13 protein-coding genes are annotated in these 14,652 nt (G+C 41.6%); 5 read left to right on the top strand and 8 right to left on the bottom strand.

Features of this window, described 5'->3' with window-relative positions:
- The first annotated feature begins 82 nt into the window (after nucleotides 1-82).
- Complete coding sequence (locus RS893_RS06565) at nucleotides 83-1,984, top strand: transketolase (protein WP_315790415.1); 1,902 nt, start codon at nucleotides 83-85, stop codon at nucleotides 1,982-1,984.
- A gap of 108 nt (nucleotides 1,985-2,092) precedes the next feature.
- On the opposite strand, the gene RS893_RS06560 is transcribed toward RS893_RS06565, so the two are convergent.
- The gene (locus RS893_RS06560; RefSeq protein ID WP_315785248.1) at nucleotides 2,093-2,668 is read right to left on the bottom strand and encodes an IS630 family transposase; all 576 of its coding nucleotides are present in this window, start codon (nucleotides 2,666-2,668) and stop codon (nucleotides 2,093-2,095) included.
- Nucleotides 2,659-3,165, bottom strand: coding sequence for a helix-turn-helix domain-containing protein (locus RS893_RS06555; RefSeq protein ID WP_315785251.1), 507 nt, complete (start codon nucleotides 3,163-3,165; stop codon nucleotides 2,659-2,661). The genes RS893_RS06560 and RS893_RS06555 overlap by 10 nt, the downstream gene beginning before the upstream one ends.
- Before the next feature lie 404 nt (nucleotides 3,166-3,569).
- Between RS893_RS06555 and RS893_RS06550 the strand changes: the two genes are divergently transcribed.
- Complete coding sequence (locus RS893_RS06550; protein WP_315790414.1) at nucleotides 3,570-4,121, top strand: DUF421 domain-containing protein; 552 nt, start codon at nucleotides 3,570-3,572, stop codon at nucleotides 4,119-4,121.
- A gap of 89 nt (nucleotides 4,122-4,210) precedes the next feature.
- Here RS893_RS06550 and RS893_RS06545 read toward each other — a convergent pair whose 3' ends face one another.
- Entirely contained in the window at nucleotides 4,211-5,050 is an 840-nt protein-coding gene (locus RS893_RS06545) for a M56 family metallopeptidase (protein ID WP_315790413.1), read from the bottom strand.
- Nucleotides 5,050-5,469 carry a BlaI/MecI/CopY family transcriptional regulator gene (locus RS893_RS06540; RefSeq protein ID WP_315790412.1) on the bottom strand — a complete coding sequence of 140 codons (420 nt, stop codon included), beginning with the start codon at nucleotides 5,467-5,469 and terminating at the stop codon, nucleotides 5,050-5,052. Before RS893_RS06540 ends, RS893_RS06545 begins: the two co-directional genes overlap by 1 nt.
- Before the next feature lie 367 nt (nucleotides 5,470-5,836).
- On the opposite strand from RS893_RS06540, the gene RS893_RS06535 reads away from it, so the two are divergent.
- A complete protein-coding gene (locus tag RS893_RS06535; protein ID WP_315791888.1) occupies nucleotides 5,837-6,571 on the top strand; it encodes a 2-phosphosulfolactate phosphatase family protein in 735 nt (244 codons plus the stop codon).
- Between the two features lie 208 nt (nucleotides 6,572-6,779).
- On the opposite strand, the gene RS893_RS06530 is transcribed toward RS893_RS06535, so the two are convergent.
- The 3 genes from RS893_RS06530 to rd form a co-directional block, all read right to left on the bottom strand.
- Nucleotides 6,780-7,205, bottom strand: coding sequence for a hypothetical protein (locus tag RS893_RS06530; RefSeq protein ID WP_315790411.1), 426 nt, complete (start codon nucleotides 7,203-7,205; stop codon nucleotides 6,780-6,782).
- Between the two features lie 622 nt (nucleotides 7,206-7,827).
- Nucleotides 7,828-9,084 carry an NAD(P)/FAD-dependent oxidoreductase gene (locus tag RS893_RS06525; RefSeq protein ID WP_315790410.1) on the bottom strand — a complete coding sequence of 419 codons (1,257 nt, stop codon included), beginning with the start codon at nucleotides 9,082-9,084 and terminating at the stop codon, nucleotides 7,828-7,830.
- Nucleotides 9,085-9,315: 231 nt separating this feature from the next.
- Nucleotides 9,316-9,477: a rubredoxin gene (gene rd / locus RS893_RS06520; protein ID WP_315790409.1), complete on the bottom strand. Its 162-nt coding sequence runs from the start codon at nucleotides 9,475-9,477 to the stop codon at nucleotides 9,316-9,318.
- 325 nt (nucleotides 9,478-9,802) lie between these two features.
- On the opposite strand from rd, the gene RS893_RS06515 reads away from it, so the two are divergent.
- Together RS893_RS06515 and RS893_RS06510 are read left to right on the top strand one after the other, a co-directional pair.
- Nucleotides 9,803-10,045 carry a helix-turn-helix transcriptional regulator gene (locus RS893_RS06515; protein ID WP_315790408.1) on the top strand — a complete coding sequence of 81 codons (243 nt, stop codon included), beginning with the start codon at nucleotides 9,803-9,805 and terminating at the stop codon, nucleotides 10,043-10,045.
- 18 nt (nucleotides 10,046-10,063) lie between these two features.
- Complete coding sequence (locus RS893_RS06510) at nucleotides 10,064-12,709, top strand: EAL domain-containing protein (protein ID WP_315790407.1); 2,646 nt, start codon at nucleotides 10,064-10,066, stop codon at nucleotides 12,707-12,709.
- Between the two features lie 98 nt (nucleotides 12,710-12,807).
- Here the strand turns inward: RS893_RS06510 and RS893_RS06505 are convergent, their stop codons facing one another.
- Nucleotides 12,808-14,592 carry a M61 family metallopeptidase gene (locus RS893_RS06505; protein ID WP_315790406.1) on the bottom strand — a complete coding sequence of 595 codons (1,785 nt, stop codon included), beginning with the start codon at nucleotides 14,590-14,592 and terminating at the stop codon, nucleotides 12,808-12,810.
- Nucleotides 14,593-14,652 lie beyond the last annotated feature (60 nt).

Here is a 14,652-nt window from a genome sequence, read left to right as displayed (position 1 = left end):
AAAGTTCGGGATCTGATCCCTCGCAACTCTTCAGAACTTATGTGGTCGTTACCTTTAGTCCTATTTTCGTAGGAGTGTAATAATGGCTACCATTGAACAATTGCAAGCATGGCATGAGTTGGCACAACAATTGCGGGTTGATAGTATTCGTGCCACTACAGCAGCTGGCTCGGGTCATCCCACCTCCTCGATGTCTGCCGCAGACCTGATGGCAGTGCTGCTTGCCAAGTATCTCCGTTATGACTTTAGCAATCCGCATAACCCCAACAACGATCACCTCGTTTTCTCCAAAGGACATGCATCACCGCTATTGTATGCGATGTATCGCGCAGCAGGGGTAATTGACGATCGCGAGTTGATCTCCCTTCGTAAGTTTGGCAGTCGGCTAGAAGGACATCCAACCCCAGTGCTGCCTTGGGTGGAAGTAGCAACGGGTTCACTGGGGCAAGGTCTACCAATCGCCGTTGGTATTGCTTTGGCTGGCGAATATTTAGACCAGTTGCCTTACCACACTTGGGTCTTGTTAGGAGATAGTGAAATGGCAGAAGGTTCCATATGGGAAGCCTTTGAACACGCAAATCACTACAAACTGGCAAATTTGATTGCGATTATTGATGTCAACCGCTTGGGGCAGCGAGGCCAAACCATGTTAGGTTGGAACACTCAAGTGTACTGCGATCGCGCCAGGGCTTTTGGCTGGAAGGCTATTGAAATCGACGGTCACAATTTAGAAGAGATTGATCAAGCATACTCAGCAGCTATAAATAACCTCGACTATCCTACAGTCATTGTAGCTCGGACAAAGAAGGGCAAAGGTGTTGCACATTTAGAAGATCTTGGCGGTTGGCATGGTCAGGCGTTGAAACCCGATGATGCTAAGGCAGCGATCGCCCAACTAGGTGGTGAACGTCACATCACTATTGTGGTCGAAAAGCCTGAGGAGCAACCTCAAACAGCTACAACTGGACAGCAGACTCAAACTCTCCAACTTCCCGTCTACCAAGAAGGTGATTTAGTGGCAACTCGTAAAGCTTACGGAGATGCCTTAAAAGCTTTAGGAGCATCTCGACCGGATGTGGTTGCCCTTGATGCTGAGGTGAGTAACTCCACTTATGCTGAAGATTTTGCCAAAGCTTACCCTGATCACTACTTTGAGATGTATATTGCTGAGCAGCAAATGGTTGCGGCGGCAGTTGGTTTGCAAGTGCGGCAGTATAAACCCTTTGCTTCTACTTTTGCAGCGTTCTTAAGTCGGGCTTACGATTTTATCCGTATGGCTGCTATCTCTCGCGCCCATGTCAAACTTGTTGGTTCTCATGCAGGAGTCTCTATTGGTCAAGATGGCCCTTCCCAAATGGCACTGGAAGATTTGGCTGCTTTGCGGGCAGTGTGGAATAGTACTGTACTCTACCCCTGCGATGCTAATCAAACTGCTAAACTTGTCGCTGAAATGGTAGATCGTGATGGCATTGTCTATCTGCGGACAACCCGGGAAAAGACACCTGTTATCTATGAAGCTGATGAAGATTTTTCTATTGGTGGCAGCAAGATCATCCGTAGTTCTGATGGCGATCAAGCAGTAGTAATTGCAGCAGGTATTACGGTACATGAAGCACTCAAAGCTTATGATCACCTCAAACAAGAAGGAATTACAGTGCGTGTCATTGATGCTTACTCAGTCAAGCCAATTGATGCTACAACCTTGCATCAGGCTGCCCGTGATACTGCTGGCAAACTTGTCGTAGTAGAAGACCACTGGAGTGAAGGTGGACTAGGTGCTGCTGTCCTTGATGCTTTTGTCGGTATAGGTACTGCTCCAGCTTATGGTGAATTGGGGCTGAATCTAGTGAAACTGGCAGTACGGGATATGCCAGGGTCAGGCACTCCAGAAGAACTACTTCATGCAGCACAAATTGACGCAGATGCTATTGCCCTGGCAGTGCGATCGCTTGTCAAACAAGCAGCTTGGATGCCAACAGAGTAATAACAAAGTTGCCCAAAAAGCTCTTTCCTTGTCATAAGGTACTTCTACTCACAAGTGCTAGAAGTACCTACGCCAGAAAGACAATTGTCGGAAGTAAGTTATACCAATTCAAAAAATGTTTGCGACAGATAAGGCATTGAGGATGAAGTCATAACCAGTCAAAGAAGCAGCAATTTGAGGAGTGAGGAGAGCTAGGAGTTGAGCAACCTTGGTTTGCAGATGCTCCAGGTGATCAAATAGCTCCCATTTCAAGTCTTGCTTGAGATATTCCCAAACGCGCTCTATGGGATTCAGTTCAGGAGAATGAGCAGGCTGGAACAAAAGAACAATATTCTCTGGAATTTGTAAACGTTTAGCTTTATGAAATAAGCCGTTATCAACTTGGAGAATGTTAAGTGATTTGGGATAACAGGCAGCGAACTCGTTCAAAAATTGTTGGTAGCATTCGGTATCAACATGAGAAAACTGCCAAAATAAACTTTCCCCAGTAAGTGGTTCAACTGCTCCATATAGCCAGAACGCTTTAAATTGCCACTGCCAATCACCAATAGGCTTAACTCCGGGAAGAGTAATTTTACGTCCTTCAATGGTTTTGAGTCCAAATCGACTCTCATCTTGTACAAAATAACGAATATTTTCGTACTGGGGCAAGATAATGGCACTGTATTGAGCAATTAATTGCAAGTCATCACCGAGTTTTTTTTAAAAGACTCTAGTTTTTCTTCGTCCTGTTTTCGGTTACGCGGACGTGGGACTTTCAGCTTGGCTTTGAGCCTGTAACGTGCCAGATGATGTACAGTTGCGTACTCAGCTTGCACACCCAAGGTTTTTTCTAACCAATGTTGTATTTGTGTGTACCGTTGAAACCCACCTTCTGGTTGTTCGAGTTGTTTTTTCAAACTCGATACAGCCCAATCTGGTATTGCTCTTTTTCGACCTGAACTCGTTCCAAATTCAACAACCGCCTCAATTCCTCCTTCTCGATAATCTGCCAACCATCGATGTACTGTAGCTCGATGTTTTCCCAAGATTTTAGCAATCTCACTTACACTCATTTCTTGCCCTTTAATCAGATATAGGGCTTGTATACGTTCTTTGCTCCGAGACTGTTTTTGATGTCTGAGCAACTTCTCTAGTTCCTCGACACTATCAACTATCTCGATCTGTGTTACCCCTACCATCACATACCCTGAATGCTACTTCTGTCTATTTTTACCATCTGTCGCATTCTTTTTTCAAATTGGTATTAGTTAATACAGAGCAATTTTGATGCGATCGTTCAAAGTTTGAAACCAGGATAACCTGGTTTTATTTTTAGTAATTGATTCGCCCGCAATTAAAGCAGTTAATAGCTTAAGTCTACTAGAAGTAGACTTATCGAATAAGTTTTTTAACCCCGCCCCTTTCACATGCATCTCGACTCATACAATAAGACTATCGTGGTAAAACGAAATGCTCTGTCAAAATCATGTTTTTACTACTTTAGTTAGTAGGTATATCATTCCTGGGGGTTTTGCAATAATTTTAATTTTTGCTTTCACTAATGAAAGGAAATATCAAATATTAGTGATCAATAAAAACTCTAATGGATATATGGTTTCATATTAATTGGCAAGAAATGTTTATTCCTAGCATTTCCATTGCTGAACTCATTATACGTGCTTCGATTGTCTACTTGGCATTGTTTTCTGTTTTACGCTTGCTTCCTAGCCGACAACTAGGAACACTAGGTATTGCTGATCTACTTGTGGTTGTACTGTTTGCGGAAGCGGCTCAAAATGCGATGGCAAGCAACTATACATCAATTACAGAAGGTGCTATTTTAGTCGGAACAGTTATATTTTGGAGTTATTTTTTAAACTGGTTGGGATACAAAGTTCCCTATTTCCAGCGCTTTCTAAATCCACCACCACTGCTACTAGTAAAAAATGGTCGTATAATTGATCGTCACATGAAAAGGGAACTAATTACTGAACAGGAATTGATGAGCCAGTTGCGTCAGCAAGGTGTGGAATCTCTTAAAGATGTTAAAAGGGTGTTTATGGAGGCGGATGGTAGTATTAGCGTCATCCGCCAGAAATCACAAACAAATTCTATGCCTAAGCAAGATGAGCAAAAAGTTAGCGGAAATTTTTAACAGTTATTAGTTACCAGTGAAAGCTACGAATTTATAACTGATCTGCGACCACTGATTTCAGCTTGAGGCACTAAAGTGCCTACTGCGAACTATGAATGAAATATAACTGTGATCAAGGGCAGTAACGCTAATAAGAAACTGTGCCAGGATAACAAGTAAGATTCTGATGTGGGTTCGCTTTTTTCTAGCAAAGCTTCTATTCTCTGTTCTAAACGAACTACACTACTAGAACCTAACGCTGCACAGCAGATTTCTGAGGTTACAGGTGGAGTACTGATTACTAATACTAGTGATTCCGCTAGTAGCAAGGGATCTACTTGTGATGCGGCGTGAGCATCAGCACGTAGTTCGCGCAATACTAATAGTTCTTGCCATAAAGCATCTGTATTTGGCAACCAAACAGTACAAGAACGCACCCAACCCAGCCAGAAAAACCAGAAGGTATCTCGGTAATGATAATGGCCTTGCTCGTGTGCTAGAACTGTCTCTAAGTGAGCGGGTGAAAGAGTTTCTAGTAATCCTTCACTGACAACGAGTTCGGGTTGCCAAAAACCAATTTGCCCTGCAAATAATGCCCCTGTATTCAGTAGTCGGACTTGTCTACCCGCTAGTTTTACAATCGGACACTCACGTGCAGATTTTACTGATCGCCATCCTTGCCATGCTAGTTTCATGCATAGTGCTGCAAAAAAAGCAAGCGAAATTAATGCTAATACATAGCCAAACCAGCCTGCTTGCAAACCACCCATTTTACCTTGGGGTCCCATATACAGCAAAGCGATCGCTGTCATGATGATCAATAAGGGGGGAAACAGAAAGAAAAACAAAGTTGTTTGCCACCTTTGCTTCCACGTACCTTGGGAATCACTCCAAGAGTGTCTAAGCCACCAAGAAATTGCCAAAGCTATCAAAATCATCAGTAGATGCATCACTTTTCCTCCCTCGCTTGCCGTGCAGCTTGAATGCGTTTGGCGATCGCTTGTATTTTCTCACTAGCTGCTTCATCAAGACTATCTGCAAAAGCAGCAACAACATCAGGGTTGCCTATCGCTAAAAATCGCTGTAATTGTTCATGGGCTTTGATAACTTCAGCTTGTTGTTTTGTGAGCAATGGTCGCCAGTAAAATGCCCGTCCTTTTTTGTCGCAGACAAGCCAACCTTTTTCAGTTAGACGACGTAACACAGTAGTTACAGAAGTATAAGCTAGTTCTCGGTTGGGATCAGCCAGAATGCGATCGTGTACATCTTTGACTGTAGCTGAACCAAGTTCCCAAATGATGTGCAAGATTTCTGTTTCCAGTGGGCCAAGAGATAGCTGTTTCGGGTGGTAGTCAGGTAGAGGTGCCATATTGATTTGGTTAGTAGTTAGGGTAGAGACGCGAGGAACATCGCGTCTGTACGTTAGTGGTTGGTAGGGGTACAAAACCTTATGCTCTACTAATTGAGTGGTTCAAACAACAAACTACTTAATTAACAAATTACTTATCACTCCTATAACTTTATTTAATATGAAGAACAAATACCAAGTAAGTGTATTTGTTCTTTTTTGAGATTACCGTTGATTTCACAACTAAATTGGCTGCCATTCTAACAACAAGATTGTTTATGTGATCGCATTTGTTAAAACCAGTGGTAAGAAACTACTACTATGGTCGGTGACATCCAACTGGGTAGAATGTGATATCGGCAGTCTCAAATCAGGTGTAACCCAGCGCGTGAAGCTATTCATTTACCATACTCCAGAATTAACTCCAGTGGATAAAGTGCCAGAATGCGCGATCGCAGTTGATGTACTGCGAGCCACTTCTACAATGGCAACAGTTTTAGCTGCTGGTGGTGAAGCAGTCCAAGTCTTCAGCGATTTAGATCAACTTATACAAGTTAGTGAATCTTGGCCAGCCGAAAAACGGCTACGAGCTGGAGAACGCGGCGGGGCCAAAGTTCCTGGCTTTGATTTGGGTAATTCTCCTCTCGACTGTACCCCAGACAGAGTAGAAGGAAGGCGCTTGTTTATTAGTACTACTAATGGCACTAGGACTTTACAACGAGTCCAAGATGCTCAAACTGTAATCGCAGCAGCACTTATTAACCGTGGTGCAGTGGTGAAATATCTTTTGGAGATGCAACCACAAACAGTATGGATTATAGGTTCTGGCTGGGAAGGTAGTTTTTCTCTAGAAGATACCGCCTGTGCAGGTGCGATCGCCCATGCTGTTGTAGAGCAAACTGGCTTACCAACTGACGAAATTGCAGGTAACGATGAAGTCATCAATGCGATCGCTCTTTATTCTCAATGGCAAGATAATTTATTAGGACTATTTCACTATGCCAGTCACGGCAAACGTTTGTTACGTCTGGAATGTTATGAAGACCTGAAATATTGTTCTCAAGCTGATATTTTAGATGTTTTGCCTGTGCAGAAAGAAGCAGGTATTTTAAAAAGATATTAAACAGAAGGATGAAGGATGAAGTGTGAAAGATGAAGTATCAACTTTAATCCTTCTGCCTTCTGAGTTGAAAGTCAGGAACAGGGAACAGGAAAAATTTCACTTTCATGCTTGGCGGTGAGACTTGTTTCATTGGGACTGTCCTGGTGCCTTCTGCCCTGGTGCCTTCTGCCTTCTGCTTCTGCCTTCTGCCTTCTGCTTCTGCCTTGGATTAAGATTTTGGTTTCAACAGTGGATACACACCAACAGCAAGGCTAATAAATCCAATCACAATCCACCATGTATCACTTTGCTCGACCTGCAAATCTTGTTGTTTGCTATTTCTGACAAAGTTATTAATTTGGGATGTGATCGCTCGCTGCTGATTCTCATCGCTATAACTTGTGAAGGAAGAAAATGGTACTTCACTGTTACTAGTTTTAATTACGATTTTCGAGGATTCGTCATCCTTAGGGCTATAATATTCGGCCCCCCGTAATTTGTTAATTGGCAATTCTTTTTCTTCAGACCAGAGGAAACCCGAACGTGCTAGTTTACAAGACGCTTGCTGCCCAGTTCGACTACAAGTAAGCTTATTTGATTGTGCAAACGAAATTAAAATAATCCCCAGTATGATAAAGCCGAGTCTCAGTTTCAATTTGACCTCCCAACATTTAAGTCAGTGATACCTCTATGCACAGGGAACACCGTCGTTTACGAGTGGTAAACTAAAATTCCATAGCAAATTTTTAGAGAAAAATCAGTAATTTTTCTCCAGGCAAATATTGTTCAGTGGTTAGTAATAACCACCGATAAAAAGTTTGATGAGATAGCTTATGAGCTATATTTTATGTTTTCAAATCTTTGTTGTCAGCCCGAAATTATACAATTTTGATTATGAAGTGTAAGCTATTACTTATATTATTTAAAAACAAAATAATACAAGGGGCAGAACCTATAAATTAGAAGCTGGAAATAAAATAAAGTTTTACCCTCTCTTATCAGTCTTTAAAATAAATACTTATTTTTTGTCTAAATAGTCAGTATTTTTCCTGATTTATAAAGAAAATTATGTCAAGTTGTTAATTATTATTCATTTTTATTCATCTTCTTACAATTTAAAAAAAAGAATTTGTTTTTTAAAAAATTTTTTCACTTAACAAAAAGGCTTGTAACTCAGTTAAGAATAGAATCACTAATTAGACTCGACTCATAAAAATTCTCATAAAATCTTACTTGTTAAATTGCTAAATAGTATGTATTTCTTTTTTCTCTCTAATCTAGCTCCTATCTGACACCATTGCTAAACCAGCTAGATAGCCTGTTGTCCAAGCACTTTGAAAATTAAAACCACCAGTTACACCATCGATATCTAAAATTTCTCCTGCAAAGTAAAGACCTGGAACCAACTTACTCTCCATTGTCTTAAAGTTGATTTCTTTGAGGTTGACACCTCCACAGGTTACAAACTCTTCTTTAAATGTTCCTTTACCATTAATCGAATATTGAGCTTGTATAAGTTCTTGCACTAATTGATTTAAAGTTTTGTTTGATAATTCTGCCCAACGATTTTCAGAAGAAATTCCTACATAAAAAACAATGTATTGCCAGAGGCGGTGCGGTAAGTCAACAGCGCGATGAGATGCAATGAGACGCTTAGGTGAATTGTTCTTAACTGTCAACAATTGTTGACGTACTTGTTCTTGTTTGAGATACGGTAGCCAATTAATAACTAAAGTGGCTTGATAATTACTTGAGTGTAGCATTCTTGCACCCCAAGCAGACAATTTCAACACGGCTGGCCCACTCAAACCCCAATGGGTAATCAGTAATGGGCCTATTTGTTCTAGATGGGGAGATTCTGGTACAACTAGCCGTAATTTCACAGGATTAACACTTACCCCAGCCAACTCTGTTAGCTTTTCATTTTTAATATTGAAGGTAAATAAAGATGGCACTGGTGGTTCTATGGTATGTCCCAGCTGTTGAGCGATTTTATAGCCTATGGGATTGCTACCCGTAGCTAATAGGAGGCGATCGCATTGTAATTTCTCGCCCGACTTTAGAGTAATCTCAAAGTGAGAGAGTGGGGAATTTACCCTTCCTAGTTTTACTCCCACCACCGCAGTTCCTGTGCGTAGTTCCACTCCAGCTGCTTTAGCTGCACTCATGAGACAGTTGATGATGGTTTCGGAACTATCTGTAGTGGGAAACATTCTGCCATCAGCCTCAGTTTTTAACTTGACACCATGAGCCTGAAACCAGTTGATAGTATCTTGGGATTGAAAGCGGGTAAAAGCGCTTAATAAGGCTTTGCCACCTCTGGGGTAATTTTTTACCAACTCTTGAGGTTCAAAGCAAGCATGAGTAACATTGCAGCGTCCACCACCGGAAATGCGAACCTTCGCCAATGGTTGATGACTGGCTTCTAGTAAAATCACATGAGCATGAGGATTAGCTTTGGCAGCAGCGATCGCGCTGAAAAAGCCAGCCGCCCCACCACCTATAACTACTATTTGCAATTTGTCATTTGTCATTGGTCATTTGTTAGTGATTAGTGGTTAGTAGTTAGTGGTTAGTAATTAATGGCTTACTACTCCTCAAACTCCACCCTTACCTTAAGCCACTTGCGCACGGCAGGTGACGCCAGGTGACGCCTCTTTCTTTATGCCGGGAAAGGAGTCCACCGTACTGCCTCGTCTAGACACTCCTCACACTCCTCATACCACCCACCTTCCCATCACCCCATCACCCCACCTCCTTTACCCTCACTCCTCAGGTTCAAACTCGTCTTTTTCTGCCCCACATACCGGGCATACCCAGTCTTCGGGTAAATCTGTAAAAGCTGTGCCTGCTGGTATGCCAGCATCTAAATCACCTTCTGCTGGGTTATATACGTAACCACAGGCTGTACATACATAGTTTTCCATTTTTCTGTTTTCTCAATCACATTTTTTTATTGTTTTTATATTAATTCTATTTACTCGGATTTGCGGTTTTTTACTTTTCACAAGATTCACACAAGAAGTTATTAAGTAATGGAAACATTTGAAAAATTACAAAATATTATTGATGAAGCAGTGATTACCGAGGAGGCTTTTCTGAAATTTTGTAAGTCTGTTTGTGTTGATAATCATGGTTTTGATTTACTCATCGTATTCTAAATTTGATTCAAAAATTACGCAAATATACCATTTGTTATACCAAGTGTTTAATCTTATTCTGAATATTTAAGAGAGAAAAGAGTAAACAATAGTGACCGTAAGGCCAAAGTTTCCGAATCTCATTCGTGAGTTGAGAAAAAGGCTAGGAATCTCACAGGAGCAACTAGCTCGTCAGTTAGGGGTTTCGTTTCAGACGGTCAACCGTTGGGAAAACGGTCGTGCTAATCCCTCACAAATGGGGGTAAAGCTAGTTGAACAAATGCTGATGGAAATGCCTACTCAAGATCAAGAATTATGGGAGCAGTATTTTTCAGACCAAGACCCGAACAGGTGAGAGTTTGAGGAAGGAGTCATGCCAGGAAATGAGTGGGAAAAAATACGCCACCTGTTAGTTCTCCAAGACTTACAAGGAAAGCGAACTATTCCCTTGAAAGAGGCTACATATTCTCTGGGACGGGATGTCAGAAATGCGATCGTTCTTCGTTCTCGATCTGTCTCCAGACAGCACGCCATTTTATTACGGGTAACTCTACCAGAGACAGAACAGTATGCCTTTCGGATTATTGATGGCAGTTTTAAGGGCAAAAGGAGTACAAACGGGCTATTCGTGAATGGTATGAAATGCTTCTCTCATGATCTCAAGCATGGAGATCTAATTGAATTTGGCAATAATCAAGTTAAAGCCAAATACTATGCGATCTCAAATTTATCAGAGCAAGCTTTTTCGGAATCTTGTGTTGCTGACGATATATCTGGCTTTCTATCGGAACAAGCCAATCCTGTTAATCCTTTTGAAACCCTAATTGTCCCTACAGATGGTGTCGAAGGTGCTAGCGAAGTTGCTCTCGCTCGGTTGGCTTCTTTCCCGGAATTGATTCCCAATCCGATTATTGAAGTAGATTTAGAAGGAACGGTAACTTATCTGAATCCTGCTGCGGCTTTGAAATTTCCCGACATTAGAAAATTAGGTGTACAGCACACTATTTTGGCAGGACTTGCTAACGCTGTTCAAAATCGCCAAGGGAATTCTTTTATTCGAGAAGTAGAAGTTGGGGAAGAAGTATTTGAACAATCGGTTCACTATCTTCCAGAAAGCGATTTAATCAGAACTTTTATTGTTAGGGATATCACAGAGCAAAAGCAGGCTGAGATTGAATTACGCCAGCGCGATCGCCTACTCCAAGCAGTAGCAGAAGCTACTAATTATTTACTTACAGAAATGAACTATGAAAAAGCCATTGATAAGGTACTAGCAGTTCTGGGTGAAGCTGCTCAAGTAGATCGGGTTTATTTGTTTGAGAACCATCCCCACCTTGTCACCGCAGAAATCGTGATGACGCTCCGATTTGAATGGAGAAGCGATTCTGTTCTGTCCGAAGGTAGTAGGCAAAATCAATCTTATCAAGTCTCCGAATTAGGTAACTGGTATACTACCCTCTCACAAGGAAAATCTATTCAGAGTTTGACTCAAGAATTAAGTGCTATTGACCAAGAAATTCTCCACCGTGAGGGCATTTTATCCCTATTACTTGTGCCATTGCGTCTAGATGAAAATTTCTGGGGTGTCCTTGGTTTAGCAGATTGTTGTAAGCAGCGCCAGTGGTCGAGGCACGAAGAATCCACTCTCTTAACAATGGCTGCTAGTATCAGTGGCGCTCGACGGCGACAACAGGTGGAAGAAATGATCCGTTACCAGGCTCTCCACGATTTGCTAACGGGATTACCTAACCGCTTGTTATTTAAAGAGCAACTGACCAGAACTTTACCGAATACGGCTCGTAGGGAAGAGAGTTTAGCTGTCATGTTTTTGGATTTAGATCGATTCAAAACAATTAATGATACTCTGGGACATACACTTGGTGATCAATTGCTACAAAATGTCGCCCAAAGATTACGGCAATCCCTTAGAGCTGGTGACGTTGTTGCTCGTTGGGGAGGCGATGAATTCATCATCCTTTTGCCCCAAGTAAATTATGTGGAAGAGGTAGCCCAGGTAGCCCAAAGAATCCTGCAAGAACTAGAAACAGCTTTTCAAATAGAGGGACACGAACTTTATATTAGTGCCAGCCTTGGCATTGCTCTGTTTGACGAGCATAGTCCTGATGTTGAAACTTTGATCCAACACGCGGATGCGGCTTTGTATCATGCCAAAGACGAGGGTAGGAATAATTTTCAATTTTATACAACTTCTATCAGTTCCAAAACTCCTGAAATATTGACTCTAGAAAAGAGCTTGCGCCATGCCCTAGAACGAGAAGAATTTGTAGTTCACTACCAGCCTCGGGTCAATATCGATACAGGAAAAATTACTGGTATGGAAGCGCTGCTGCGTTGGGAACATCCAGATATGGGATTAGTAGCTCCCAGTAAATTTATTCCCTTGGCTGAGGAAAGCGGATTAATTATCCCAATTGGAGAATGGGTGTTGCGGACAGCTTGTAGGCAAAATAAAGTTTGGCAAGATGAAGGATTACCTGCTTTGACTATGGCTGTTAATCTTTCTCTTAAACAGTTCCGCCAACCAGGACTAGTGGAGACAGTAGCTAAGATTTTGGATGAGACTGGTTTAAAAGCGCATTTCTTAGAATTGGAAATTACAGAAACAACTGCTATTGAGGATTTGGAATTTACTAGAACTGTGTTGCAACAGTTAGAGGAGATGGGAGTTCACCTTTCTATTGATGATTTTGGTACGGGTCATTCTTCTCTGTCACGTTTACAGCTATTACCACTCCACAATTTAAAAATTGACGGTTCTTTCATTCGAGATTTGACGAAGGATGTGAAAGTGGCTCACATTGTTAAGGCGATTGTTGGCTTGGGAAGAAGTTTAGGGTTGAGGCTGACTGCTGAAGGAGTAGAAAAGCAAGAGGAACTGGAGTTTTTAAAATCTATCAACTGCGAGGACGTCCAAGGTTTCCTCTTTTATCGTCCGCTTTCTGCTCAAAAAGCAACAGAAATTCTTTGGGACGAAGGAGTGAAGGAGGCGGTACGGTAGTGATACCGTTTCACCATAAGCCTGATATATTTGACAGGGAGACATAATCAGAACAGGGGAGGCAGTGGGCAAATGCCCACCCTACTAAGACTAAAAGCCTACCGCAGATTTGCCAGCGATGCATCTAACCACTTGTCAAAGTTCTGTTTCTGTGTAGCAGAGGGATTGGCTACAGGTTGCACCTGGTATTTGCTTGCAGGTGGAGAAGCTAAGGTGACAGGGTAGATGCGCAGTTCATCTTGGTGGAAAACCGCAACTTGAATAATGTCTTGGGGTTGGTAATCTTTCAGGCGATCGCTTAATTGATTCGCACTCACCTTGATCCCATCGAATGCTAGCAGTTCATCACCAGGATCAATCCCAGCCAATTGGGCAGGAGAATCGGCTTCGACAAATTTAATTATATCCCGTCCATTTTCGTTACCTACTCTTACACCTAAGTAAGGTTCTGTTTCTGTCTGTGCTACCAATTGCAAGCCAAATGGTTCTAAGTACTCATTGAAAGGCAATTCTTCAGTGCCATCTATATAGCGTTTAAAGAAATCAGATAAATCAATTCCTGCTACAGATGCTATTACTTCCTGCAACTGTTCTGAAGTATAACCAATTTCCTTTTTGCCAAATTTGTGCCACATTTGCAGCATGACATCATCAAGCGATCGCTTGTTGTTATACCGACAACGAATCAGCAAATCTAGCAATAACGATACCATTTCTCCTTTCAAATAATAGGAGATCTGAGAATTACCACTATTGGCATCCTGACGGTACAGTTTAATCCAAGCATCAAAACTAGATTCAGACAGAGGTTGTACTTTTCGCCCTGGAGTTGTCAGATATCTGGTAATTTCTTTACTCCAATTATTCAAAAATGATTTGACATCGTAAATGCCAGCCCGTAAAGGAATTAGCAAATCGTAGTAACTAGTGGTTCCCTCACAGAACCACAAACAAGAGGTATAGTTTTCTTGGTCGTAGTCAAAAACTTCCAGTTCCTTAGGACGAATGCGCTTCACATTCCACAAATGGAAAAATTCGTGGGCTACCAATTGCATAAAGCGATCATATTTTTCGCGATCGCGAAATCCAAATCGCTGATAAATCAACGAGCAACTGTTTTTATGCTCTAAACCCCCATAAGCTTGGGCAAATAAATGCACCAGAAACACATATCTTTCATAAGGCAAGCCACCAAACATTTGTGCTTCGACTTCAATAATTTTGCTGATATCAGCAATCATCTGCTGCACTTGGAAATTACCACGTCCCCAGATAGCTAATTCGTGGGGTTTATCTAGTACCTGAAAATGATAGAGTTGATGAGAACCAATCTCAAAAGGACTATCTACAAGGGTGTCGAAATCTAAAGCACAAAATGTGTTGGCTTGTCCCGGAACGGGTGGTAGTGCTGTAGTTATCTGCCATTCTGACCGGGGTGTCACAATAGTCACAAAAATTGGTTGCTTGTCAAATTTTGGTAGTCTAAAAAACAGCGCCGCACCATTAAAATAACCGTGGGTAGAATCTAAATGATTTGTCCGTACTGTGAGTTCATTAGCAAAAATACGGTATCTTATAGTAACTTCTGATACTTTTTCTGTTTCTACCTGCCAATGATTTTTACTAATTTTTCGCCAATTTAAGGGTTTATTGTTGGTAAAAGCAGTAAATCCCTGTAGATGCTTAGCATACTCTCGTACTAAGTAGGAACCAGGAGTCCAAACTGGTAACTTTAAATCAAGAATGGAAAACGGGTAGCCCACAAGGTGTAAAGTCACCTCAAACAGATGATTTTCTGGTTGAGGCATTGCCACCTGGTAATGAATAGTTGGTAATTTTTTTTGAACGCGCGTATCGGTACAAGGTGCTATTGTTTCATTCATCTGAACTTAAGAGTAAACATTGCAGAATAACGAGTCAAAAGATTAATTTAACTCATAATT

This window comes from Fischerella sp. JS2 (genome assembly GCF_032393985.1).
In the GTDB taxonomy this organism is placed as follows: domain Bacteria; phylum Cyanobacteriota; class Cyanobacteriia; order Cyanobacteriales; family Nostocaceae; genus Fischerella.
This window is presented reverse-complemented; position numbering and strand designations above follow the sequence as displayed.